Genomic DNA, 24130 nt, shown 5'->3' with positions numbered 1-24130 from the left:
GTGTTGCGGGCAAGACCGGCCTTTTAACGGGACAGAAATGACATCATTTCGATCCGGGCCGACACATGATCAATGAGTCCGAACCATGTTTCGCGCGGAGCTTTATCATGTGCGGCGCAAAATGTGGACCCCGAATTCTTGCATGGCGGACTTTTGCAAACCCGCCAACTGTCCGGGCATCCGATACTGAAAACGGGGCGGTCCAATGACCACCCCGTATCGGTTTTGCCAACTATCGGATCAGGCGACGTTTTTCCGAATACCCAATGTTTCGAACGCCTGATCAATAGATGCCTGTTGATGGGCGGCATAAAGCGCCAATTCATCGGCAACAGATGCGCCAAGGCATTTCTCGAACACATCCTGATTGGACTGTTCGGCGTAGTTTTTCTGTTCGTCACTGCCAAGATTCGACTGGAAGATGCCTGCCGCACTGACCGGCAGGAAATCTTCATAGATGATCGGGTCTGCATGCAGGTATCCCTGATCAACCAGCTCGTCTACCGAAACATCACGATCAACCTTACCCGCCGCATCGCGACCAGCGTCCGTCACGCTGTAACGGAAGAATGCCAGCTTTTCGACACGGAGCGTCTCGTAATCATCGGGGAAGGCGGCAAAACGTTCGGCCAATTCGGTTTCATAATCGCGTGCGTTTGATCCGCCCGCACTGACCTGGACCGCGTGGCGCACCGATGCCAGAAGCGTGTCGTAAAGTTTGCGCCCCTCGGCGGTCAGGGCAATACCACGCTGCTCGATCTCGCCAAAGCGTGCGGTGTGGGTGCCCGCCGTTCCCTTCGGATTGCTCCCGACGAAATAGACCTGCTCTTCGAGCGCCTTGAAGCTGGTTTGGCGCAAAAGGATCGGACATTTGCGTGACGGCGGACCTTCGACAATGGCCTTGGGCGAAATGCCGCGTTCGGGCATGGCACGCTGAACCGCATCAATATCAAGGGTCCGCGGCGTCAGATGGTTGATATGCGGTCCCTTGAAGCAAACAACATCGGCAATCAGGCGGTGCGCATCATGAAGCTTCTGATAGGTTTCAAGTGACACCGTCGCATCACTGTGCCAGCGGAAAGTTTCCAGTGCCTCGGCCACAAATTGTTCGGCCTGAACACGGTCAAGCCCGCCGTTCTTTTCGGCCAGATAAATCAGTTTCAGCGCATCTGGGGTAAAGATTTCACGTTTTGCCAGGATAGCTTCGGCCTCTGTGCGCAGTTGCGCATCCTCGATCAGTTCAAGGCGCAGGAGCGACGTGAAAACACGGAACGGATTGCGGCGCAGGGCATCGTCATCAATCGGGCGAAATGCAGTTGAATGCACTGGCACACCGGCAACCGACAGATCGTAATACCCGACCGGATGCATGCCCATCACCGCAAACAGGCGGCGCATATTGAACAGTTCTTCGGGCTTGCCCAGCCGGATTGCGCCATGACGTTCAAGATCAATACGATCAAGGTCATCACTGCGTACAAGTCCGTCACGAAGCACGGGATCAGCAGCAAGTCTTTCCTGATTGATGTCCGAAACGAGTTCCATCAGGGTGCCGTATTGCGGCACTTCGGCACGGTACATGTCCGACATCGCGCCGGAAAACATCGAACGGATTTCATCAGGGTGGACAAAAGCATCTGCCGACATGCGGGGCCTCCAATAGACGGATCGTCAGGAAAATCGGTGAACCATCAACAAGGTCATTCCGATTTGTCATTCTGAGCGCAAGATATGGCCCGCATTTGGCAATGACAAACGACAATTCCGCACGAGTTCATTCCTTCAATGAATGAACATGCGTCGCCATTGCTCGGCTATGCGTGATTGAAATGGCCCGATAACTAGGCCGTATCACCGGTCACTTGATTGGCCGTTTCCGCCGGGGTGTCGGCAAAGATCGATTTGACACCAATTTCGGGCGGCTGGAATTCCGGCACCAGCTTGCTGATCAATTCGAGTGTCTGGTGGGTATTGCGGTTGGTTGCACTGTCTTCAAGCGCATCGAAAACCTGTTTGATTTCGGCATAATCAACCACACGCGGACTTGCCAGCATAACGCCATCGGTTTCGGTGGGAACCGGCGGTTCGCTGTCATGGAACAATTCTTCATACAGCTTTTCACCCGGGCGAAGTCCAGTAACCTTGATCTCGACATCCTTGCCCGGACGAAGTCCCGAAAGCAGGATCATCTGACGGGCGAGGTCAATGATCTTGACCGGACGCCCCATATCGAGAACGAAGATCTTTCCGCCATCGGTCACGCCATGGCGACCAAGTTCCGCGGATTGCAAGACCAGCTCGACAGCCTCGGCAATGGTCATGAAATACCGGGTGATGCCTTCGTGCGTTACGGTCAGCGGCCCACCGGCTTCAAGCTGACGACGGAACAATGGTACAACCGATCCGGTCGATCCCAGAACATTCCCAAACCGCACAGTGACAAAACGGGTCGGACCGCGCTGATCAAGCGGCAATGTCTCCAACGCCTGACAATAACATTCTGCCAGACGCTTGGACGCCCCCATGACATTGGCCGGGTTTACCGCCTTGTCCGTCGAAATCAGAACCATGGTCGCAACACCGGCTGCACGGCAGGCCTCGGCAACATTTCGGGTGCCAAGGGTATTGGTCAGAATACCTTCATTGGGATTGTGTTCGACCAGCGGGACATGCTTGTAGGCCGCTGCATGAAACACGATTTCAGGTGCCACATGATCAAATACCTGACCGATCCGGACACGATCACGAACATCACCCAGAATGCTTTCACGTGGCATATCAGGGAATTTTTCCGCCATTTCCATGTCGATGGCATAGAGATTATATTCCCCTGCATCGACCAGGGTCAGGCTGGCCGGACCATAAGAAGCAATCTGGCGCACCAGTTCCGACCCGATCGAGCCCCCCGCACCGGTTACCAGAACCCGCTTGCCCCCGATCATTTCACGCACACGATCACGATCCAGACGCGCTTGTGGCCGACCCAGCAAATCTTCGATGGCGACCGGGCGAATTTGCAGCGGATCGGCAAGACCTTCGCGCAGATCACCGAGTTTCGGCAAACGCGCCAGCGTCATGCCGTAACGATCAGCAATTTCCACCCATTTGACATTGTCTTCATGGCGCAGCGCATCACCGGTCAGAACAAGACGGCGCGGAAGGCCAAGGCGGCTCATTTCCAGTTTTTTGATGACGTCTTCAAGTTTATCAACAGTCGCAAGCACATCGACGCCATGCATGTTGCGTCCGACCCGTCCTTCGGTCAGGGACACAATGCCGACAACCTTGAACGGGGTATCTGCCGATCGTTCGGTTTCACGAATAAAGGCCTCGGCCTCGTCACCGGCACCAATCAGCAACACAGGCAGACGCGTTGTTCCCTGACGGATCAGTGCGCGTGCGGTGGATTTATCCTTGGCAATCCGGTAGGTCAGCCGCGATCCCCCCAGCAACGCCATCAGCAGGAACCACTGGATTATCGGTGCCGAACGGGGCATCCAGTCCAGACGCGTGGTCAGAAACAGCACAAGGAACAAAACAGCCACGGCAACCGAAACCGCCTTGGCAATACGGGTCAGATCATTAAGCGACGCATAACGCCAGATGCCGCGGTAAAGCCCGAAATACCAGAATGATGCCGCTGCAATCAGTGTAAATAAGGCAGCCGAAAACAGGATGTTGTCAGCCTGATAAAACCGCACACCATCGCCAACCCGAAGATAAAGGGCCAACGGGAACGAAATCGCAGCCATGAAGACATCATGGACAAAGGCAATATGGCTTCGCTGTAAAATGCGCGACATGCGGTCCCTAGTGGCAGTTTTCTGTTTTTAAAAGGATATACCTGTCTGCCCAAAAAACGGACAAGGCATTCTTTTCGCGCCCGTACGGGCACAAGTCAAGCAATGCGCAACTTCCGTGCGATACTTAACTGTCCGTGCGTCCCTTGACCGGCATCCGCACCATCATTCCGACCAGTGACAACACCACAATCAGGGCGGCAAATACCCGCATCCAGCCGGGCGTTTCGCTTTGTGCAAAACACACCGCAATCAGGATCAGATTGCTGATTGCAATCATGGTCGAAACCCGCGCATGGGAAAAGCCGCGCTGGGTTGCCAACTGATAGAAATGTTCTCGGTGGGCCTGCCAGATTTTTTCACGACGAAGCGCACGTTTGACCAGGGTAAAGGTCGCATCAAAAAGATAATAGGATGGCAGGATCAGCGCGACGACCCATGCCCCTTCTGACGCTGTCTTAAGCAAAACCCAGCCCAGAACAAAGCCAAGCGGCACGGATCCGACATCACCCAGAAACAGTTTCGCCGGATGCCAGTTCCAGATCAGAAAGCCGATCATGATGGCCAGAATACCAAGCCCGATATAGCCAAGCCCGATGAATTGCGGCAATGGCATCAGAAGCGCCAGAATAAAGATGCCCAGCCCGATCGAACCGGCTTCGACCCCGGAAATGCCGTCAATCCCATCCATAAAGTTGAACAGATTGATAAACCAGACCCAGGCAAATACCACAAGAACGTGATCGAGCCACAGAGGCACCAGACCACCCAAAACCGGCTTGTCGATGGCAAACACGCCGACAATCACCGCAACAAATTGCATGGCAAAACGTATGGCAGCCGAAAGATCGTGACGATCATCAAGCCAGCTGAGCAATCCAAGCCCGGCTGCTGCTGCCAGCATCAACCAATGACTGACCGAAGTGACCCCGGTATGGATAAACACAACCGCAACCAAAAGGATCAAAAGCGGTGTGACCGCAAGCCCGCCACCGCGCGGCGTCGGCACCGCATGGCTGGACCGGTGATTGGGCATATCAAGGATCGCCTTGCGTCGCAGATAGTTCAAAACCACCCAGGTCAGCAACATCGAGCCAATCAGAAAGATGCTCGAAAAGGTCGCAAGGCCGGTGAAAGTCATGGTTTTGGCGTTCCTGTCACTATCGACGTCAAATGATCCGTCTGGATTAGCCGGACCGCACATCCATCGCAAGGTTTTTCAAACCCTAAGCAAGGTAATCTGCCCCCTCATCTGCCCGATAACACAAGGCAGCCATGCCACCTATTCGGGTGCTTGGTGCTTTACACTTTGCCACGCGACGCTTAACTAACCTTCATAACACGAAACCGGAGATATCCCTTTGACAGAACGCCGTTCCCGTCCAGCACATCGCAACGCCCCGCGCAAACAGCCGGTCGAGACACCCGATCCGCGGATGCTTGCGCTCAAAACCTTGCAGGAACTGCGCGGCGGTGAAGTGACTCTGGACGAACTTCTGTCAAAACATGGCTATGGCCTGCCATCGCTTGATCGCAATTTCCTGCGTCAGCTGCTTGGCACCACATTGCGCCACTTGGGTGAAATCGATGCGGTTTTGGCCCCGCGTTATCAGCCACCGCAAGACCGCGTTGCCGCCCGCCTGACCAATATTCTGCGCCTTGGCGTCGCACAGCTGTTCTTCATGGACACATCCGATTACGGTGCGGTCGACAGCACGGTCAACCTGGCCCGCGACGCAGGCCTGCATAAATATACCAAACTGATCAACGCCGTGCTGCGTGGATTGCAGCGTGATGGATTTGAATGGCCCGAAGGTGTCGAAGACTGGCAGCTTAACATCCCGGCATGGCTGCGCGGGTCGTGGAAAAAGGCCTATGGGGCGGAAATCAGCCAAGCCATTGCCGAGGCATGCCTTGGCCATGCTATGCTCGACCTTTCGATCAAGGATCGCAGCACATCAGCCGACTGGGCGGAAAAGATGGATGGCCTTGTCCTGCCGACCGGTTCGGTCCGCCTTGAAAGTGGTCGTCGCATTCGTGATCTTCCGGGCTATCGCGATGGTGACTGGTGGGTTCAGGACGCAGCCGCGGCCATTCCGGCAACCCTGTTTTCCGCCTATCAGGGCAAAACGATCTATGACCTTTGTGCTGCCCCCGGTGGCAAGACCATGCAATTGGCGTCCCTTGGTGCCAGTGCGATCGCCGTTGATAAATCCGAAGGCCGCCTGAAACGCGTGTTTGAGAATCTTGAGCGCGTTTCCCTTGGTGCCGCAGTTGTCACCGGGGATGCCACCGATCTTGCACCCGATACCCCGCGTGCGGATGCGGTCCTTCTTGATGCACCCTGTTCAGCAACCGGTACCATTCGTCGTCATCCCGATATTCTGCTGCGTCAAAATGACAAATTGATGCGGTCGCTGCTGCCGATCCAGACCAAACTGCTTAATCAGGCTGACAAGCTTTTGAATGTTGGTGGCGAGCTGATCTATTGCACCTGTTCCCTGCAGCCCGAAGAAGGCGAACATCAGGTCAAATCGTTCCTGGCCGACCATCCCAATTACAAACGCAAACCGATCACTGCGGACGAACTTGGTGGCTGGGATGAAGCCATCAACAAGGATGGTGAATTGCGGGTTCTGCCGATCCATATGGCCGATTTCGGCGGCATGGATGGTTTTTTCTGCGCCCGGCTTGTCAAAAAGTCCTGATTTCACGTCAGGATAGCCGTCAAACCTGCAAACAAGGCAGCCATGAGCCCCATTCGGGTGACAGGGCTGCCTTTTTACGTTATGAGATGCGCGAATTTGCCATATCCCGCATTGCTTCAGGACCCGTGACGCATGACCACGTCGAACATTAAAATCGCACCTTCGATCCTTTCGGCCGATTTCGCCCAGTTGGGCGTTGATGTCCGCGCTGTTGACGCAGCAGGCGCCGACTATATCCACATTGATGTGATGGACGGCCATTACGTGCCCAACATCACCATCGGACCGGATGTGGTCAAAGCACTGCGCCCGCATTCCGACAAGGTGTTTGACGTGCATCTGATGATCGCACCGGTCGATCCGTATATCGAAGCTTTCGCCAATGCCGGTTCCGACATCATCACCATCCATGCCGAAGCAGGCCCGCATCTGCATCGTTCGCTTCAACTGATCAAATCACTGGGTAAAAAAGCCGGTGTGTCGCTGAACCCGTCGACTCCGGAAAGTGTCATTGAATATGTCATGGATCTGGTTGATCTGGTTCTGGTCATGACCGTGAACCCGGGCTTTGGCGGCCAGAAATTCATCCCAAGCCAGCTTGAGAAGATCAAACGCATCCGCAAGATGATCGATGCGACCGGCCGCAATATCGATCTTGAAGTCGATGGTGGCGTAAACCCGGAAATCGCCCCGCAGGTCATCGAAGCAGGCGCCAATGTTCTGGTTGCCGGTTCTGCGACCTTCAAAGGCGGCCCGTCGGAATATGCCAACAATATCAAGGCTATTCGCGGCGCGTAATCTGCGTTAAAGGCAGCATCAATGATTGTTCGGGGTCGGAAACACCACAGGGTTCCGGCCCCGATTGCATTTTGAACACATTCAAATCATTGCCGGAACTCTTTGATAAATTTTTTCTATCGACCGATTAGGTATGCATACTTGACCTAATTTCGGTTCTGGCAAATAGATGCCTGCATGAATGAAAGCTTTATTGGAAAAAAATCGTCGGCAGCCGGTGGCTGGGGTGCGCTGAAAAGTTGCGGCAAGCAACTGTTGCAAAGCGGCAGCCCGTTTAACGGCGCACGCACGATGCTTAAGGCCAATCAACCTGACGGTTTTGATTGCCCGGGTTGTGCATGGGGTGATCCCGAGCACGGGTCATCTTTTGAATTCTGTGAAAACGGGGTCAAAGCCGTCTCATGGGAAGCAACCGAAAAGCGTGCGACGCCGGCATTTTTTGCCAAGCATACCGTAACCGAACTGAGCAAACTGAGCGATTACGAACTGGAATTGAACGGGCGCATCACCCACCCGATGCGCTACGATCGGCAAAGCGATACCTATCAACCTGTCGCGTGGGAAGATGCCTTTGCTGAAATCGGTAGCATCCTTAAGGGGTTAAATACCCCCGATGAGGCCGAGTTTTATACGTCAGGCCGCGCAAGCAACGAAGCAGCCTATCTCTATCAGCTGTTTGTACGCATCTTTGGCACCAACAATTTCCCTGATTGTTCGAACATGTGCCACGAAGCCAGTGGCGTTGGTCTGCGTCAGGCAATTGGCGTGGGCAAGGGAACGGTTCTTCTTGAAGATTTCGAAAAGGCGGATGCCATTTTCGTCCTTGGACAGAACCCGGGCACCAACCACCCGCGCATGCTGGGCGATTTGCGCCGAGCGGCAATGCGTGGCGCAAAGATCGTGGTCTTCAACCCGATCCGTGAACGCGGACTTGAACGGTTTTCCGACCCGCAGGACAAGCTTGAAATGTTGCATGGCGGCTCCACCGAGATTGCCAGCCATTATTTCCAGCCCTGCCTTGGCGGTGACATGGCCGCCGTTCGCGGCATGAGCAAAGCGGTCTTTGCCGCCGACGATGCCGCGATTGCCAAGGGCGAACCTTCTGTTCTTGATCACGCGTTCCTTGATGAACATTGCGCCGGACTTGCCGATTACCGTGCTGTGGTTGACGCCACCAGCTGGTCGGAAATCGAAGATCAGTCGGGGCTGAGCCGCCAGGAAATCGAACAGGCCGCCAATGTCTATCTGTCGGCTGAGCGGGTCATTTGCACATGGGCAATGGGCATCACCCAGCACCTTCATTCCGTGCCGACCATTCGTGAAATTGCCAATTTCATGTTCCTGCGCGGCAATATCGGCAAACCGGGTGCCGGTCTGTGCCCGGTCCGCGGACATTCCAACGTTCAGGGCGACCGTACGGTCGGAATCAATGAAAAGCCGCCCGCGGCCTTTCTCGATGCGCTGGAAAAGGAATTCGGTTTCAAGGTACCGCGCAAACACGGGCACAATGTTCTTGGCGCGATCGGTGCGATGCTTGATGGCAGCGCCAAGGCCTTTATCGGGTTGGGCGGGAATTTTGCCCGGGCCACGCCCGACAGCGCCCTTGTTGAAAAGGCGATGAAGAACCTCAAACTGACGGTTCACATCGCAACCAAGCCCAACCATTCGCATCTTATGCCCGGCGAAATCGCCTTTATCCTACCCTGTCTGGGCCGGACCGAGATTGACCTGAATTCCCGTGGTCAGTCCCAGGTGGTCAGCGTCGAAGATTCCATGAGCATGGTGCACGGTTCGGCTGGTATCAACCGTCCTGCTTCACCGCATCTTCTGTCCGAAGTTGGCATCATTGCCGGAATTGCCGAAGCAACGGTTGGCAGCGACATCGTATCCTGGGCGGCACTTGCCGATGATTACGAGCTGATCCGCAGCCATATCGAGGCGACCGTTCCGGGCTTTACCGATTATAATACCCGTCTGCGCAAACCGCGCGGCTTCCATCTGCGCAATGATGCAGCACACCGGGAATGGAATACCCCCGCTGGCAAGGCGACATTTTCCAATGCGCCGCTTCCCAAGCAAACCGTCCACCAGCAGGCACGCCAGACCCGCCCCGCATCTGCCGCACAATCGCGGTTTGCCTTGCAGACATTCCGCTCCCACGATCAGTACAACACGACCGTCTATGGTCTTGATGACCGGTATCGCGGGGTTTACGGCGAACGAAAGGTCATTTTCATCCATCCAGATGATCTTGCCAATCTGGGTGCCAAGGCCGGTGATCGCGTTGATGTCATTTGTGAATATGATGACGGGATCGAACGGATCGCCAATGATTTCCGGTTCGTTTCCTATGACATTCCGCGTGGCAGTGTTGCCGGCTATTACCCGGAACTGAACGTTCTGGTGCCGCTTGGCAGTGCTGGTGAACAAAGCGATACACCGACATCCAAATCGGTGATGGTTTCGTTCCGCCCGGAAAACCGGGTTTGAACAACCACGCCCGAAATCCCGTGGATGGCGATCTTGCACCGGATGCAGCGATGTTTCTGCATCTGGTCGAACGCCTGATGGCAACGCAGCCGGAACTAACCCCTGTTCAAGCGGGCATTCTTGTCGCCGCACGTGAAGATATCGCACGTGACAGCCGGACCTTTGCCCGGCTTTTCGGGATGGCGCATGCCATTGTATTGCGGGAACTCAATGCGCTTGTGCAGTCAGGCGATCTGTTAACCGTGACCAAGCGCGATGCACGCACGTTGCGTACCCATTATCTACCGACAACCGGCCGTGCACGCCCAGACAACGCGGACCTACCGCCCCACAGCCCGGCTGGGTAAGGTCGCGCGTCAGAAATCGATGCAGCGGCCCTTGTTTTCCCAATCACCAAAGCGGGTCGGTTCCGGGCCTTTGGGGCCACCGATTTCCCGGGCCTTGGCAGCCGCTTCCTTGAAGGCCTTTGCTTCGGCCAGCGCATTGATCGCATCTTGCGACAGTTGCGGGGCTGTGTCGGCACCTGCGATTTCGTCGGCTGCGCTTTCTGCTGCCGCATCGGTTTGCGGTTCGGCTTTTTCTTTTGGCTCTACGTTATGAATGACGGTCTCGCGGAATTTGCCGGCCATCCGAATTCTCCTGCTTGGGCGCGTTGCCCCTGAAATCACATTTGCCAAAGAAATAACGTCATCGGCCACCACTCGCAACCCTTGGCGCCGGGCGATCGAACCGGTCAAAAGACATTGGATTTCAGTCCTTTGGAATCAAACACGGAATCCTGATCCGGAGTTTGGGAAAAATTTGGAAAAACTGGCTCTTTTCGATCACGGCCAAAGCCGCTATTTCAGGCATACGAGCAAAACAAGGAGAAACCATGCGTCCAATTCCCCAGCGTATCGCCGAAGAACTTTCGGTTCGTCCGGAACAGGTCATTGCCACCATCGAGATGCTTAACGAAGGCTCTACCGTTCCGTTTATCGCCCGTTACCGCAAAGAAAAGACTGGTGGGCTTGATGACACCCAATTGCGTACGCTGGAAGAACGCCTTCGCTATCTGACCGAGCTTGAAGAACGGCGCGCATCGGTGCTTGAAAGCATCCGTGAACAGGAAAAACTGACCCCGGAACTTGAAGCCCAGATCAACGAAGCCGATACCAAGACGCGTCTGGAAGATCTTTATCTGCCCTATAAGAAAAAGCGTCGCACCAAGGCCCAGATCGCCCGCGAAGCAGGGTTGGAGCCGCTGGCAGATGGCCTGTTCAATGATCCGACCCTTGATCCGGAAACCGAGGCCGCCAAGTTTGTTGATGCCGAAAAGGGCGTCGAAGATACCAAGGCCGCCCTTGATGGCGCCCGTCAGATCCTGATGGAACGCTTTGCCGAGGATGCCGACCTTGTCGCCAAACTGCGTGACCATTTGTGGAACGAAGGCGAAATCACCGCAACCGTGGTCGAAGGCAAACAGGCCGAAGGCGCGAAATTCTCCGACTATTTCGAACATTCCGAAAAAATCAAAACCTGCCCGTCGCACCGTGCGCTCGCACTTTTCCGTGGTCGCAACGAAGATATCCTTCAGCTGAAGCTGACCCTTGGAAAAGAGGACGAAGACCGTCCGCGTAGTCAGCCGGGCCGGGCCGAAATCATGATCGCGGCCCATGTCGGCATTGCCGATAAGGGGCGGGCAGCCGACAAATGGCTGCTTGATACGGTACGCTGGACCTGGCGCGTCAAACTGTCGCTGTCGATCGAGCTTGATCTGTTTGGCACCCTGCGCGACAGCGCCGAAGAAGGCGCAATCAAGGTCTTTGCCGATAACCTCAAGGATCTTCTGCTGGCCGCACCGGCCGGGCAAAAGGCCACCATGGGTCTTGATCCGGGGGTTCGTACCGGGGTTAAGGTCGCGGTTGTCGATGCCACCGGCAAACTGGTCGATACCGCAACAGTTTACCCGTTCCAGCCGCGCAATGACGTCGAAGGGGCGCTTAATACCCTTGCCGCCCTTGCCGCACGTCACAAGATCGAACTGATCGCGATTGGCAATGGCACCTTCTCGCGCGAGACGGATGAACTTGCCGGTCAGCTTCTCAAACGCTTCCCGGCCCTTAAGGCCACCAAGGTCATCGTTAACGAAGCCGGCGCATCGGTCTATTCGGCGTCGCAATTCGCAGCCGAAGAATTCCCCGATCTGGACGTATCCCTGCGCGGAGCAGCATCAATTGCCCGGCGTTTGCAGGACCCGCTGGCGGAACTGGTCAAAATCGAACCGAAATCCATTGGTGTCGGGCAGTATCAGCACGATGTATCGGAAACCAAACTGGCGCGGTCCCTTGATGCCGTGGTTGAGGATTGCGTGAACGGTGTTGGTGTTGACCTGAATACTGCATCCATTCCGCTTTTGACCCGTGTTGCCGGTCTGACCGAAACGCTGGCGCGCAATATTGTCAGCTATCGCGATTCAAACGGTGCGTTCCAGTCCCGTGCCGACCTTAAAAAGGTCGAACGTCTGGGACCAAAGGCGTTTGAACAATGTGCCGGCTTCTTGCGTATTCGTGGCGCCCAGAACCCGCTTGATGCATCGGCCGTGCACCCCGAAGCCTATCCGCTGGTCGAAAAAATCAGTGCAAAGGCATCAAAACCGCTGGCGACCCTGATTGGCGACTCGGCCTTTATCAAGACCCTGCGCGCCGAAGATTTCGCTGACGACACGTTTGGTGTCCCGACCATCCGCGACATTCTGGCCGAACTTGACAAGCCCGGCCGGGATCCGCGCCCGGAATTCAAAACCGCGAAATTTGCCGATGGTGTGAATGAAATCAAAGACCTTCGCACCGGCATGAAGCTTGAAGGAACGGTGACCAACGTCACCAATTTCGGGGCATTTGTCGATATCGGCGTCCATCAGGACGGTCTGGTTCACATTTCCCAGTTGGCTGACAAATTCGTCGAAGATCCGCGCCAGGTGGTCAAGGCCGGCCAAATCGTTTCGGTGACGGTGATGGAAGTCGACGCACCACGCAAACGTATCGGGCTTTCAATGAAATCGGCCCCGGATTACGAAGCTGTGCGTGAAAAACGGTCCGATAACCGTGGGCAGGCCCCCCGCGGTGGTCATGGCGGTCGCCCGCAACACACATCTGGTGGCGGGAATCGCGGTAATTCCGGCGGCGACGGCGGTGCGATGGCTGCCGCCCTTAAGGCTGCGATGGAACGTCGCAAATAATCACGACGAACCAACGACATTTTCAAACGGCGGGATGGCGAAAGCTGCCCCGCCGTTTGCATTCTGATCGGTGATCATGCTGTGACCGACAGGATGAATTGACAGAAAGCGCATTAAAACCCATTTTGGGCATTCACCAAGGGGAGCCCCGTCAGGGGGCTGAGAAACTGCCGCGCAGTGACCCTTTGAACCTGATCCAGTTCATACTGGCGTAGGGACGGTGTGAACGCGAAATCCTTGGCGTTCTCCATCTTTCCGACTTCGAACTGGGTCTCCAAACGCACTTGAGTTTGCTGCATTGGAGCCTCGACATGACGACTGATCTTTCCACCACCGCGACCGGGCTGTTTGAAAAAATGCGTGCGACCAATCCGCTGGTCCATTGCATCACCAACTATGTTGCGATGAATTATGCTGCCAATGTCCTTCTGGCGGCGGGCGCATCACCGGCAATGGTCCATACCCCCGAAGAATCCGGCGAATTTGCCGCAATCGCAGGCGCACTGACCGTCAATATCGGCACCCTGTCGCCCCATTGGGTCGAAGGCATGATTGCCGCGGCCAAATCGGCAAATGATGCGGGCAAGCCATGGGTTCTTGATCCCGTGGCACATTTCGCAACCACATATCGCCGCGATACGGTTGCTCGGTTGCTGAAACTGAACCCGACCGTTATTCGCGGTAACGCATCCGAAATCATCGCCCTTGGCGGCGGCCAAAGTGCCGGTCAGGGCGTAGACAGTGGCGATCCGGTCGAACAGGCCGAAGAAGCCGCCCGCACCCTTGCCACCGCGCAGAAGGCCATTGTTGCCGTCACGGGCGAGGTTGATTTTGTCACAGATGGAACACGCAATGTCCGCATTGCCGGTGGTTCGGACCTGATGCCGAAAATCACGGCCATGGGCTGTTCGCTGACCGCACTTGTTGGCGCCTATACCGCAATCGCCAAAGATCAGGCATTTGAAGCCACCATCGCGGCCCTGACCAATTTTGCCGTTGCGGGAAGCATCGCGGCAAAATCAGCCAACGGTCCGGCATCCTTCATGACGGCCTTTGTTGACGGGCTGCATAATCTTGATGCTGCCACCTTTGCCGGCACTGCGCGTATCGAGGCCCTATGACATCCTTTGATCTGTCCCTTTATCTGGTACTTGATCCCGAGCTGTGCCGAACGCATTCGATGGTCGAAACCACCCAGGCAGCGATTGCTGGAGGGGCAACCATCGTCCAGTTGCGCGACAAAAGGGCCGGTACCGAAGGTCTGATACGCATCGGGCGCGAACTGATGGATGCGATGCGTGGTACCGGTGTGCCGCTGATTGTGAATGACGATATCGACGCCGCCATCGCCATCGGTGCTGATGGATTGCATGTCGGTCAGGATGACCTGCCGACAAAAACTGCGCGCGACCGGCTTGGCCCGGACAAGATCATTGGTCTGTCGATCGAAGACGAAACTGTCGCCCGCAAGGTTGATCGGTCGATTGTCGATTATGTCGGCATTGGACCGGTCTTTGCCACACCGACCAAACCCGATCACAAACCGGCCATCGGGTTTGATGGCCTTGCCAGTCTGGTCCGGATCGCCGGTTTGCCATCCGTTGCGATCGGCGGATTGAAACGCGATCACGTCGACCCGGTATTTGAAACCGGTGCGAACGGCATTGCGGTTGTATCGGCAATTTGCGGACAACCCGACCCCGAAGGCGCCACCCGCAAGATTTCTGATGCCATCAAAGCCCGGAAATAACCGGTTAAATCAGATACCTGGCCCGAAATTCATCGTCAAAACCCCCGCCCGATTTTCCGGTCTGGCGGGGGTTTTGATGGCAGTGACGCATGGCTGTTCCCCGCCCCGCGCAGCAAACCGCACGGAAATGCCGCAATTGCGCCGCTAATTCTCCGGCTTCGGGGTGCATCTTGTTTCCATGAGATCGATGCACACAAGCGCGAGGGATATCATGTTGAAATCTATGCGCAGCAAACCGGTCGCCATCGCCCTGATCTGTATCCTGACCGGAACGACCGCGGCTGTGGCAGCCATCCGGATTGCCCCGAAACCGACGACCGACAGTGTTACTATCAGCTCTGAAAAGCCGGCTGGTGAAGTCATTCTGACGCACCAGGACGGTACCATTGCGCTTGATCGTGACTGTCATACCTTCCCGTGCAAACTGGATATTTCGTCCCTGCCAAAGGGCGAATATGACGTCATGATCCGTAACGGGACGGATATCGAACATCGCACCGGCCTGTATAAGGAATAACCGGGGACACCGATTTTTTTGGCGAGTCCCCGGAACGTTTTCCCGGCCGGGATGTTCAGTGAACAGGGCCAGGCGATATCATATTGCCAAACGGCGCATTGCATAAAATGCCAGCCGACCTAGATTATGGCCCAGAGGCACCCCTCCCTGCCCGGTGAAGTGGCCCTGCAACAAAGGTTTCCAACAGGTTGCACGGGATTTTCACTTTCACCAAAGGTGGAAAAAGGGATATGTTGCGTTACCGCACAGACCAATAATGAAAGTCGAGGAACTGTATCATGGCATTTGAACTCCCAGCACTTCCGTATGCATATGACGCACTTGCGCCGGTCATGTCGGCTGAAACTCTTGAGTTTCACCATGACAAACACCACAACGCCTATGTTGTGAACGGCAACAAGCTGCTCGAAGGTTCGGGCCTTGAAGGCAAGTCGCTTGAAGAAATCGTTGTTGCATCTTACGGCGACGCATCCAAAGCCGGCCTGTTCAACAACGCTGCCCAGCACTGGAACCACATCGAGTTCTGGCAGATGATGAAAGGCAACGGCGGCGGTGCCATTCCGGGTGAACTGGAAAAGAAAATCGTCGAAGATTTCGGCTCTGTTGATGCCTTCAAAGAAGCCTTCATTCAGGCTGGCGTTACCCAGTTCGGTTCGGGCTGGTGCTGGCTGGCACTCGACAAATCCGGCAAACTGGTTGTCACCAAGACCCCGAACGCGGAAAACCCGCTTGTTCACGGTCAGACCCCGCTGCTCGGTTGTGATGTTTGGGAACACTCCTACTACATCGATTACCGCAACGCGCGCCCGGACTATGTCAAAGCCTTCCTCGACAGCCTGGTTAACTGGGAATATGTCGCAGAGCGCTTCTCCAAAGCTGGCTAATCATCCCTGCTTTGAGACAAGATTAATGAAAGCGGTCCCTTCGGGGGCCGCTTTTTTTTTTAAAACTCGTCAGGCCAGCGTCGTGCGGCATGCAATACCGCAATGATGGTCACCGTATCTTCTTGAAGGCTATAGGCAACAAGATAGGGCGTGCCATTCACAATCATTTCGCGTGTTTGTTCCACCCGCCCGGTGCGACCGATAAAGGGATGGCTGGCAAGCTGGGAAACAGAACCTGATATCAGCTGATAGGTTCTAAGGGCTGCTGTTGGGTTGCGGTCCTCTATGTAATCAAGGATATCGCGCAGGTCATCGATAGCCCTACTGTCCCAGCGAATACGCATCAGGAGTGCTTGTCAGCAAAACGTTGCTCAAACGTGGCAAGCACATCTTCATGATCAATCAGTGTTGCGCGACCCTCGGCAATGCTGCGCGAGCGGTCCGCAATAAGGTTCACTTGCCATTCCTGATGATCAGCATACTGGCGAAGGGCATCATTGATGATGCTTGAACGTGTCTGCCCGAAGGCTTCAGCAAGTTTATCAAGCCGCTTGCGCAGATCTGCATCAACGCGCACCGCCATTGTATCTTTGCTCATGACCGACCTTCTGATTGCGACGTAATACAACGTATTCTATCGCAATCAGAGACAAATAAAAACCCCGCCGGCGAACCGACGGGGTTTGGATCGAACCTGATCGGGCGAGAGATCAGATATCGAATTTGATGCCCTGAGCCAAAGGCAGCTCGCGGGAATAGTTGATGGTGTTGGTCGCGCGGCGCATATAGGCCTTCCAGGCGTCCGAACCGGATTCACGACCGCCGCCGGTTTCTTTCTCGCCGCCGAACGCGCCGCCGATTTCTGCACCGGACGGGCCGATATTGACGTTGGCAATACCGCAATCGGAACCGACAGCCGACAGGAACAGTTCGGTTTCGCGCACATCGGTCGAGAAGATGCACGAAGACAACCCTTGCGGCACGCCGTTCTGAAGCGCGATGGCTTCTTCAAGGGTTTCATAGGTCATGACATACAGGATAGGTGCGAAGGTTTCGTTGCGCACGGTATCGGTCTGACCCGGCATTTCAACGACCGACGGGGTAACATAGAAGGCGTTCGGATATTCGGATTCCAGCACACGTTCGCCACCATGAACAACGCCGCCATCCTTTTTGGCATTGGCAAGGGCGGTCTGCATGTTGTTGAAGCTGTCTTCATCGATCAGCGGACCAACAAGGGTGCCATCGGCAAGCGGATCACCGATTTTGACCGACTTGTAAGCGGCAATGATTTTCGGAAGCAACTGATCCTTGACGTCTTTATGGACGATCAGGCGACGAAGCGAGGTACAACGCTGACCACAGGTACCAACAGCCGAGAACACGACCGCACGAACGGTCATATCAAGATCGGCCGACGGGGTCACGATCATGGCGTTGTTGCCGCCAAGTTCCAGAATGGTACGCCCGAAACGTTCGGCAACACGCGGGGCAACTTCGCGGCCCATACGGGTCGAACCGGTTGCCGAAACCAGTGCCACGTCGTGGCTGTCGGTCATGGCTTCGCCGATCTTGCGATCGCCGATCACGACCTGATGCAGGCCTTCGGGTGCATCACCGAATTTCGCCAGTGCCTTTTCAAAGATTTTCTGGCAGGCAAGGGCGGTCAGCGGGGTCTTTTCCGACGGCTTCCAGATCACGGAGTTACCGCACACAAGCGCAAGCGCGGTGTTCCAGGACCAGACAGCAACCGGGAAGTTGAACGCGGAAATCACGCCAACAACGCCCAGCGGATGCCAGGTTTCCATCATTTTGTGGCCCGGGCGTTCTGATGCGATGGTCAGACCGTAAAGCTGACGCGACAGACCGACTGCAAAGTCGCAGATATCGATCATTTCCTGAACTTCGCCAAGGCCTTCCTGATAGATCTTGCCGCATTCAAGCGACACCAGACGACCCAGCGGTTCCTTCGCTGCGCGCAATTCTTCGCCCAGAAGACGGGCCAGTTCACCGCGACGCGGACCCGGAACCTGACGCCATGCACCGAATGCCTTTTTGGCATTGCCGATGATGTCGGTCATTGCAGCCGGATCGGTTTCGGCAACAGTTGCGATTTCCGAACCGTCAACCGGGGTCTGGACCTTAAGCGTGCCATTGGCGATCTCGGCGTCAGACAGACCAAGCTCGGTCAGGATGGATTTGAAACTCACAGTAAAACTCCCTTCTTTTTAAACTTTCCGGTGATCCCACCGGCAATTCCCGTGATACCTATTGCGTTACCTGCGCCACTTTGGGCAGAAGCCTGGCGATGATGGCAAAGGCCTCATCAACCTGATCAAACGGAATGGTCAAAGGTGCCAGCAGGCGCACCACATTGGCGTGTTCACCACTTGGCATTAACAATAGCCCGCTTTCACGGGCCAGTTGCAACAAGCTTTGCAGACGTTTGGGTGACGGTTTGCCATCATCTGCAATCACCTCGAACGCGCGCATGGCGCCAATTCCGCGCATATTGCCGATCACATGCCCGCCGGGCAGATCACGCAACCATGCGATATGGGTCGCATATTTCTCGCCAAGCTGCTTGGCACGACCAAGAATGTTGTCTTTTTCCAGAACCTCGAACACACCGGTTGCCGCCGCACAGGCAACCGGATTGCCCGAATAGGTCCCGCCAAGGCCACCGGGTGCCAGCGCGCTCATCACATCCTCTGCCCCGGTGATCGCGGCCAGCGGAAACCCACCGCCGATCCCCTTGCCCATGACAAGGATATCAGGTGCAACACCGGCATGTTCGATGGCAAACATCTTGGCCGTGCGCGCAAAGCCCGACTGGATTTCATCGGCAATCAGAACCATGCCGTTTTCATCACAAAGGCGGCGCAATGCGACAAGGAATTCACCGTCACAGGCACGAAAACCGCCCTCGCCCTGAACCGGTTCGATCACGATGGCGCCAACCGATTTCGGATCGGCAGATACCGAAAACAGCTTGGCAATAGCCGCCATTGCATCCTCAACCGATATACCTGTTTCCGGGCAAGGATATGGCAGATGCCAGACCGGCCCCGGAAGCGGCCCAAGACCGGTTTTATAGGGCTTGGTTTTCCCGGTCAGTGCCAGGGTCGCAAGCGTTCTGCCATGAAAGGCCCCTTCGAATGCAATCACCCCGGTTCGGCCGGTAAAGGCGCGGGCCAGTTTCAGGGCGTTTTCCATTGCCTCGGCCCCGGAATTGGTCAGCATCGATTTTGCCGGACCTTCAATCGGGCAGTTCGCCGCCAGCCAGTCGGTCACCGCGACATAGGGTTCATGGGGCAGCGCGTTAAAACAGCTGTGGGTAAAACGGTCGCACTGGGCAATCACCCGATCCATCACAACCGGGTTGCGATGGCCGACAGTCAAAACACCGATCCCGCCAACGAAATCGATATAGCGATTGCCATCACTGTCCCAGGCTTCGGCATTCAGCGCCCGGTCAAGATAGACAGGGTGCACATTGCGCACCCCGCTTGAAACCGAGACGGCCTGACGGTCACGAATGGAAGCACCAAGCGTTTCAGCAGTTTTGTTGGCATCATCACGGGGCATTGGGGCCTGCTCCGACAATTGGTTTAACATGTTGATTTCGCATTATCGTTACGAAATCGAATTAAATAACATTCAGCTCGAAAACCGGGGCGTTATCGCGGATGCGCTCATACCCGAATACCGACAGATCAAGGGTCTGATAACTGCCCGTGGTGACAAGTTCGGCAATCCCGCGACCAACGGCGGGGCTTTGCTGCAAGCCGTGGCCCGAGAACCCGTTGGCAAAGACGAAGTTCTTCACATCGGTATGGCGCCCCAGGATCGCGTTTTGATCGAGCAGGTTATAGGAATAGTGACCAGCCCAGGCATTGACGACCTTGATCGCCTCAAACCGTTCGCAGCGCTCGTACAGGCCCGGCCAGATGATGTCGTCAAACAGGCTGTGATCAACTTCGAAATCCCAGCATTCCGGGTCGCGGTCCTTGGGCGGGGCGATCCCGGTGATAAAGAATTCGCCTTCGGGACGGACATAAAGCCCGCTTGGATCAATCAGCATCGGACAGGACGCACTGATATCTTCGGCATCCCGGCAATTGAAGACAAAGATGCAGCGTTTGCGCGGCTCGACCGGGATTTCAAGACCTGCCATTGCGGCAAGTTTCGAACAACCGGTTCCCGCCGCATTGATCAGCGTCCCACAGCCAAACCTGCGCCCGTCTTTCAGGACAACCCCGGTAATCTGATCGCCTTGACGGGTAAGTTCGACAACTTCGCCGTCAATATATTCTGCACCGCGCCGGCGGGCCTGTTTGCGGAATGACTGCATCAGGCAATAGGCATCAAACCAGCCTTCACCCGTGCGGCCCCAGCACCCCGCCGACAAATCAGATGTATTCATCCACGGATATTTGGCGGCCAGTTCATCGGGCTCCATCCAGACGATATCCGCGCCGAATTCGATCTGGGTCGCGTGGTTCTGTTTCAGGATATCGCGCCCCTGATCGGTTGCCAGAATCAGATAGCCCTTTTCATGCAGGGCAATGTCGACATCGGGATCAAGGTCACGTTTCAGATTGCGCAGGAAATCGATGCCATAGGCCGACATTTCGATATTCACCGGGGTCGAGAATTGCTGACGGATTGATGCCGCCGACAGGGCCGTTGAACAGAATTCGTAATTGGGATCTTTTTCAATCACCAGAACCCGGCCCGTGAAATCATCCCGGCCGGTCAAATGCCACGCGATGGAGCTGCCAATAACCGCCCCACCGACAATGATCACATCATAATTTGCGTCAACAGAACCCATTCTTGCCTTCTACCCGATAAATTGTTGAAGCTCTGGCCAATGGCCGAACGCCTTCTTCCCGGACATTTTTGTTTTATGCGCTGGATGCCATCCATGTCCGAAACGGGGGAGACATCCTTCCGAAACATTACAAACTGACGGCAATCCAGCGCGATGGCTCTTGGCCTGAACGCTTCATATGGTGGCGCGAGGAGGCTTGGAACCGTTTAAAACGTTACGCCTTGGCTGCACAGCAAACAAACGATATATTCGCACCACATCATTCCATTTTGTTATGAACTGGATCCTTTATGCGTCGCGTCCTGCCATCGCTGACTGCCCTGCAATTCTTTGAAAGTTCGGCCCGTCATCTGTCCTTTACCCGCGCTGCCGAAGAACTGAACGTCACGCAAAGCGCAATCAGCCGCCAGATCCGTGCGCTTGAGGAATATCTGGGTCGTGATCTGTTTCGCCGGGTGAAAAAACGCCTGAAACTGACTGCTGCGGGCGAAGCCTATGCCGCACAGGTTCGCGATCTTCTGGACCGGGCAGAAGCCGCCACCCTTCAGGTCATGGCCTATTCCGATGCCGGCGGGATGCTGAATGTCGGGACTTTGCCGACATTTGGCGCGCGCTGGCTTGTGCCGCGCCTTGGGGATTTCAAGGCAACCTGGCCTGATATCCAGCTTAATCTGATCACCCAGACGCGCGAGTTCAATTTCGACCGCGAAGGCATCGATATTGCCATCCATTTCGGGGATGACAATCTGCCCGGCTGTGTGTCCCATCGCCTGATGGGTGAAACGCTTATTGCGGTTTGTGCCCCCAAACTGCTTAAGGAAAATGACGATCTGCCGATTGCGCGCGAACGGGTGCGCAACTGCACGCTGTTGCAACATTCCACCCGCCCGCGCGCCTGGCAGGATTGGCTGGCCGCAACCGGGGTGGCTGTGGTCGATGAATTGGCCGGGCCACGATTTGAGCATTTCCACATGGTCATCCAGGCCGCAGTCGCTGGACTGGGTCTGGCATTATTGCCGGAATTTCTGGTGCGCGAAGAACTCGAAAGCGGTCGTCTGGTTGCACCCTTTGATGTCTCGATCCCCAATCAGCACGCCTATTACGTTGTCTATCCCAAGGAAAAGGAAAACAACTTTGCGGTGCGGGCTTTTCGGGACTGGCTGATCGCGACCTGCAAAACCGAACAGGAAGCTCGCCCGGGCTGACCCCACCCGAACAAAACCCAGATACTATTCTTGTGGACAGAAAATTGATTGCCGATTGAACCAGCGATCCCTAAAGTTTCCGCATCCGGGGGTCGGGGCCGCATTTTTGCGCGCAATCCCCATATAGAAAAATGCTTTCAAAAGCATATTCGGGAGCAGTCCGGCAAGCTGGCCGGGGGTGGGAGAAGGGAATTCAATCCGTGTCGTTACTTGAAGACCGCCTGGAACGCTACGACGTCTTGCCGGCCACATTTGGCATTTTGCGCAAGGCATCCAAGGAAATTCACGATGGGGCGGCCAAACGCGCCAGGACATTTTACAAGATCATCGCCCAAAAAGCCGGTCCTGATCAGCCTTCCCTTTCCGATAGCGTTACAGCACAGCTGACCGACGCCCTTCAATCCCACTGGCAAAAGCTGTTTGATGGCAAGATCGATGATGATTTTGTGCGGCAATCCATTGCCATCGGGAAACGCCACGAAGAATACGCCATCACCCCCAAACTTTATATTTCCGCTTATAACGCGGTTACCGATGCGCTGATCGAAACCATTATTGTCAAATTCCGCTGGCGTGCCGGCGAAGCCGGGAAAATCGTCACGGCCCTGACATCGGTCATGCTGCTTGATATCGAATTGACCCTGACGGCCTATTGCGATGCCAGTGCCGAAAACCGGCACAAGGCATCGGAAAACGCGTTTGCCGATCAACAGCTTGACCGCACGATGGATTTGTCAGTCGCGATCAATGAAAGTGCAATTTCAAATGCACGGATGATGAACGTGATCAGCGATGTCGACCGACAAGCCCAGTCGATTTCAGCAGCGGTAGATCAGATGGTATCAGGCATCAGTCACATTGCGGAAAACGGTCGGGTTGCTGCCGACAATGCCGAAGACGCCATCAATGTCACCCGCAACGGTCAGGAAACCGTCAATGGCGCAGTCGACAGCATGAATGCCATTGCCAACGCGGTTCAGGATGCGTCGCGCCGGGTCGATATTCTGGCCGATGCATCGGCAAAGATCGGGGAAATTGTCCAATCGATCGAAGCCATTGCATCGGAAACCAATCTTTTGGCGCTTAATGCCACCATTGAAGCCGCCCGTGCTGGCGAAGCCGGCAAGGGATTTGCCGTCGTCGCCAACGAGGTCAAAGCACTGAGCCAGCAAACCGCACGTGCGACCGAGGAAATCCGAACCCGTATCACCAACCTTCAGGACGAAACGCGCGGCATTGTCGATGCGATGAATCTTGGGACCGAAGCAGTATCGCGCGGGCAGGAAGTCATGGGTGAGGTCGCCCATGACATCAGTGAAATCGGCAACAAAATGGAAGACACCACCCAACGCATTGCCGACATTTCAAACATTCTTGATGAACAAAACCGCGCAACCGATGCCGTACGCACCGGCATCAGTGGCATTGCCAACCAGACCGGCGGACAGGTTACGGCAATCAAATCGGCAATCGCAACCGTTGGTGAAGTCGAACAACTGATCGAACAACAGGTTTCCGAACTTGTGCGGTATGACATTCCCAACCGCACGATCCGAAGTGCCCGGGCCGAGCACGCCGTCTATTTCAAGGCCGTCGCCGAAGTTCTGGCCGGGCTTGCCGATCCTGCCAATGTTGAAATCGGTGCCGCCACCAGTTGCCGGTTTGGCAAATGGTATGACAGCGACGCCAGCAAACCCTTCCGGGACCTGCCGGGATTTGCCGCCGTGCGCCAACCTCATGAAAATCAGCACAAAGCCGGGCATGACGCAATTGCGGCCTATGCCAATAATGACATTCCGGCTGCCGAAGCGGCCTTTGCCAGGATGGAGGCCGCAACGACCGATGTGCTTGCAGCCCTTAAGCAGCTTGCCGATGAAGCATCGCAAACAGTTTCAAAAAGCAGCACCTGACGGAAAAACCG

General features: G+C 55.5%; 20 protein-coding genes and 1 riboswitch. Of the genes, 11 read left to right on the top strand and 9 right to left on the bottom strand.

The annotated features are described in order from the left end of the window. Nucleotides 1–240 precede the first annotated feature (240 nt). From M9H61_RS15100 to M9H61_RS15090, 3 genes are all read right to left on the bottom strand, one after another. A complete protein-coding gene (locus tag M9H61_RS15100; RefSeq protein WP_250281405.1) occupies nucleotides 241–1647 on the bottom strand; it encodes a VOC family protein in 1407 nt (468 codons plus the stop codon). 194 nt (nucleotides 1648–1841) lie between these two features. After that, nucleotides 1842–3803: a nucleoside-diphosphate sugar epimerase/dehydratase gene (locus M9H61_RS15095; protein WP_250281403.1), complete on the bottom strand. Its 1962-nt coding sequence runs from the start codon at nucleotides 3801–3803 to the stop codon at nucleotides 1842–1844. 124 nt (nucleotides 3804–3927) lie between these two features. After that, the gene (locus M9H61_RS15090; protein ID WP_250281397.1) at nucleotides 3928–4941 is read right to left on the bottom strand and encodes a glycosyltransferase family 4 protein; all 1014 of its coding nucleotides are present in this window, start codon (nucleotides 4939–4941) and stop codon (nucleotides 3928–3930) included. A gap of 220 nt (nucleotides 4942–5161) precedes the next feature. On the opposite strand from M9H61_RS15090, the gene M9H61_RS15085 reads away from it, so the two are divergent. The 4 genes from M9H61_RS15085 (at nucleotide 5162) to M9H61_RS15070 (ending at nucleotide 10143) form a co-directional block, all read left to right on the top strand. Beyond that, entirely contained in the window at nucleotides 5162–6508 is a 1347-nt protein-coding gene (locus M9H61_RS15085) for an RsmB/NOP family class I SAM-dependent RNA methyltransferase (RefSeq protein WP_250281395.1), read from the top strand. A gap of 132 nt (nucleotides 6509–6640) precedes the next feature. Continuing rightward, nucleotides 6641–7306, top strand: coding sequence for a ribulose-phosphate 3-epimerase (rpe, locus tag M9H61_RS15080; RefSeq protein ID WP_250281393.1), 666 nt, complete (start codon nucleotides 6641–6643; stop codon nucleotides 7304–7306). A 177-nt stretch (nucleotides 7307–7483) separates the two neighbouring features. Beyond that, nucleotides 7484–9796: an FdhF/YdeP family oxidoreductase gene (locus M9H61_RS15075; protein ID WP_250281386.1), complete on the top strand. Its 2313-nt coding sequence runs from the start codon at nucleotides 7484–7486 to the stop codon at nucleotides 9794–9796. Then, entirely contained in the window at nucleotides 9793–10143 is a 351-nt protein-coding gene (locus tag M9H61_RS15070) for a hypothetical protein (protein WP_250281379.1), read from the top strand. Before M9H61_RS15075 ends, M9H61_RS15070 begins: the two co-directional genes overlap by 4 nt. A gap of 9 nt (nucleotides 10144–10152) precedes the next feature. Here the strand turns inward: M9H61_RS15070 and M9H61_RS15065 are convergent, their stop codons facing one another. After that, nucleotides 10153–10425, bottom strand: coding sequence for a DUF1674 domain-containing protein (locus tag M9H61_RS15065; RefSeq protein ID WP_181848865.1), 273 nt, complete (start codon nucleotides 10423–10425; stop codon nucleotides 10153–10155). A gap of 245 nt (nucleotides 10426–10670) precedes the next feature. On the opposite strand from M9H61_RS15065, the gene M9H61_RS15060 reads away from it, so the two are divergent. The 5 genes from M9H61_RS15060 to M9H61_RS15040 all read left to right on the top strand — a co-directional run bounded on the left by M9H61_RS15060 (nucleotide 10671) and on the right by M9H61_RS15040 (nucleotide 16167). Continuing rightward, nucleotides 10671–13016 (top strand): Tex family protein, encoded by a 2346-nt coding sequence (locus M9H61_RS15060; protein WP_250281377.1) that lies wholly within the window; start codon nucleotides 10671–10673, stop codon nucleotides 13014–13016. A 129-nt stretch (nucleotides 13017–13145) separates the two neighbouring features. Beyond that, nucleotides 13146–13251, top strand: a riboswitch (TPP riboswitch). Between the two features lie 76 nt (nucleotides 13252–13327). Then, nucleotides 13328–14137, top strand: coding sequence for a hydroxyethylthiazole kinase (gene thiM, locus M9H61_RS15055; RefSeq protein WP_250281376.1), 810 nt, complete (start codon nucleotides 13328–13330; stop codon nucleotides 14135–14137). Next, nucleotides 14134–14766 carry a thiamine phosphate synthase gene (thiE, locus tag M9H61_RS15050; RefSeq protein WP_250281370.1) on the top strand — a complete coding sequence of 211 codons (633 nt, stop codon included), beginning with the start codon at nucleotides 14134–14136 and terminating at the stop codon, nucleotides 14764–14766. Before thiM ends, thiE begins: the two co-directional genes overlap by 4 nt. Before the next feature lie 211 nt (nucleotides 14767–14977). Next, nucleotides 14978–15283, top strand: a complete 306-nt coding sequence (locus tag M9H61_RS15045) for a hypothetical protein (RefSeq protein WP_114112024.1) — start codon at nucleotides 14978–14980, stop codon at nucleotides 15281–15283. A gap of 278 nt (nucleotides 15284–15561) precedes the next feature. Beyond that, entirely contained in the window at nucleotides 15562–16167 is a 606-nt protein-coding gene (locus tag M9H61_RS15040; protein ID WP_101246540.1) for a superoxide dismutase, read from the top strand. Nucleotides 16168–16226: 59 nt separating this feature from the next. On the opposite strand, the gene M9H61_RS15035 is transcribed toward M9H61_RS15040, so the two are convergent. From M9H61_RS15035 to M9H61_RS15015, 5 genes are all read right to left on the bottom strand, one after another. Further along, entirely contained in the window at nucleotides 16227–16511 is a 285-nt protein-coding gene (locus M9H61_RS15035) for a type II toxin-antitoxin system RelE/ParE family toxin (RefSeq protein WP_250281369.1), read from the bottom strand. After that, nucleotides 16511–16765 carry a CopG family ribbon-helix-helix protein gene (locus M9H61_RS15030; RefSeq protein WP_250281367.1) on the bottom strand — a complete coding sequence of 85 codons (255 nt, stop codon included), beginning with the start codon at nucleotides 16763–16765 and terminating at the stop codon, nucleotides 16511–16513. Before M9H61_RS15030 ends, M9H61_RS15035 begins: the two co-directional genes overlap by 1 nt. 112 nt (nucleotides 16766–16877) lie before the next feature. Further along, nucleotides 16878–18377: an aldehyde dehydrogenase family protein gene (locus M9H61_RS15025; RefSeq protein ID WP_250281358.1), complete on the bottom strand. Its 1500-nt coding sequence runs from the start codon at nucleotides 18375–18377 to the stop codon at nucleotides 16878–16880. Between the two features lie 58 nt (nucleotides 18378–18435). After that, on the bottom strand, nucleotides 18436–19755 hold the full coding sequence (locus tag M9H61_RS15020; RefSeq protein WP_250281357.1) for an aspartate aminotransferase family protein: 1320 nt from the start codon (nucleotides 19753–19755) through the stop codon (nucleotides 18436–18438). 61 nt (nucleotides 19756–19816) lie between these two features. Continuing rightward, on the bottom strand, nucleotides 19817–21004 hold the full coding sequence (locus M9H61_RS15015; protein ID WP_228194785.1) for an FAD-binding oxidoreductase: 1188 nt from the start codon (nucleotides 21002–21004) through the stop codon (nucleotides 19817–19819). 290 nt (nucleotides 21005–21294) lie between these two features. Between M9H61_RS15015 and gcvA the strand changes: the two genes are divergently transcribed. Further along, the gene (gene gcvA / locus M9H61_RS15010; RefSeq protein WP_101246545.1) at nucleotides 21295–22209 is read left to right on the top strand and encodes a transcriptional regulator GcvA; all 915 of its coding nucleotides are present in this window, start codon (nucleotides 21295–21297) and stop codon (nucleotides 22207–22209) included. Nucleotides 22210–22409: 200 nt separating this feature from the next. Then, the gene (locus tag M9H61_RS15005; protein WP_250281355.1) at nucleotides 22410–24119 is read left to right on the top strand and encodes a methyl-accepting chemotaxis protein; all 1710 of its coding nucleotides are present in this window, start codon (nucleotides 22410–22412) and stop codon (nucleotides 24117–24119) included. The last annotated feature ends 11 nt before the right edge of the window (nucleotides 24120–24130 follow it).

This window comes from Thalassospira sp. GO-4 (genome assembly GCF_023588965.1).
Classification (GTDB): domain Bacteria; phylum Pseudomonadota; class Alphaproteobacteria; order Rhodospirillales; family Thalassospiraceae; genus Thalassospira; species Thalassospira povalilytica.
This window is presented reverse-complemented; position numbering and strand designations above follow the sequence as displayed.